Source organism: Micromonospora sp. KC207 (genome assembly GCF_004348615.1).
Classification (GTDB): Bacteria; Actinomycetota; Actinomycetes; order Mycobacteriales; family Micromonosporaceae; genus Micromonospora.
The window spans coordinates 1-1196 of record NZ_SMKJ01000598.1; the positions used below are offsets into that span (position 1 = coordinate 1).

A 1196-nucleotide genomic window follows, 5' to 3' on the forward strand; every position below is an offset into this window, starting at 1 on the left:
CCAACTCCCCGCCTACACCTACGCCGCCAACAACCCCATCACCTACAGCGACCCCAGCGGCGAAATCATCCCCGAGTACGGGAATCCAAATGACCTCCAGAACCTCACCCCATGCTGGGGTGCCGGCCTGGGCGGTTACGAATGCCAAAACGCAGTCGAAGGCACACACGGTCAAGGCCAAGGCGAACCCTCTGCCAGCAGCGGAGACAGCGGCTTCCCCAAGAAGACCAAATCCCAGCGCCGGCACGAGAACCTTGATGGTTGTGGCCTCGTTCTGCCTGCAGGAGCAATCTGCGACGTCGCCAACGCGATCATCTACATTACGGAGGGCAACTACACGGACGCGGCCGTGTCGGCCGTCTCCACCGTTCCCGTCCTCGACTGGGCGTGCAAAATCAAGTCCTGGTGCAAGGCCAGCGCCGGCTGGATCGCCGACAAAGCAAAGGCGGCCCTCGGCAAAGCACCGACCGGCCCTGCACCCAAGATCGACCATGCAGCCGACGCCCGCGAGATGGCAGCCATCAAGGCGGACGCCCGGTCCGCAGCCAGCCAAGCCCCCGCCCCGAAACCGCCAAAGCCGCCGACGAAGGAACCAGGGCCAACGACCAAGGGGAAGCCTTCCAACAATGGTGGCGGTGGTGCACCTGCAGCGAAGTCCGGCTGCGCCAAGCACAGCTTCGACCCTGCCACATCCGTACTCATGGCCGACGGCACCACCCGCCCTATCGCTGAAGTTGCCGTGGGCGACGAAGTTCTAGCGCATGACCCCATGACCGGCGTCACGAGTTCCCAGACCGTAGAAGCGCTTCACATTAATCAGGACGAGTCACTTACCGATCTCTCCATTCAGACCGACGATGGTTCGATCGCCCCACTAAAGGATGTCTCGTAACTCGGTGGCGGGTCCATGGTGGATCATGTTGTGGTGCAGGTGATCACGGCAGCTCGCCCGGAGTGGATCTTTCCGTTCACCGGGCTGCAGCCCGCCCAGTTCCGCACGCTGGTCAGGCTGGTCGCCGAACGCGGCGGGGATGCCATCGCCGACGGGCGGCCGGGCCGGCAGTGGTCGCTCGACCTCGCAGACCGGGTGCTGCTGGTGGCCGTGTACTGGCGCACGAACCTGACCATGCGGCAGATCGGTCCGCTGTTCGGGGTGTCGCACTCCGCCGCCCACCGGGTCATCGACACCCTCGGCC

At 64.6% G+C, this 1196-nt stretch carries 2 protein-coding genes; both read left to right on the top strand.

Annotated features, from left to right (window positions below):
- Positions 1 to 892 (top strand): hypothetical protein (locus tag E1258_RS33780; protein ID WP_165949967.1); only part of this gene is annotated, 892 nt, incomplete at its 5' end.
- A 15-nt stretch (positions 893 to 907) separates the two neighbouring features.
- On the top strand, positions 908 to 1196 hold a 289-nt coding region (locus E1258_RS32735), incomplete at its 3' end, for a transposase family protein (protein ID WP_371688720.1).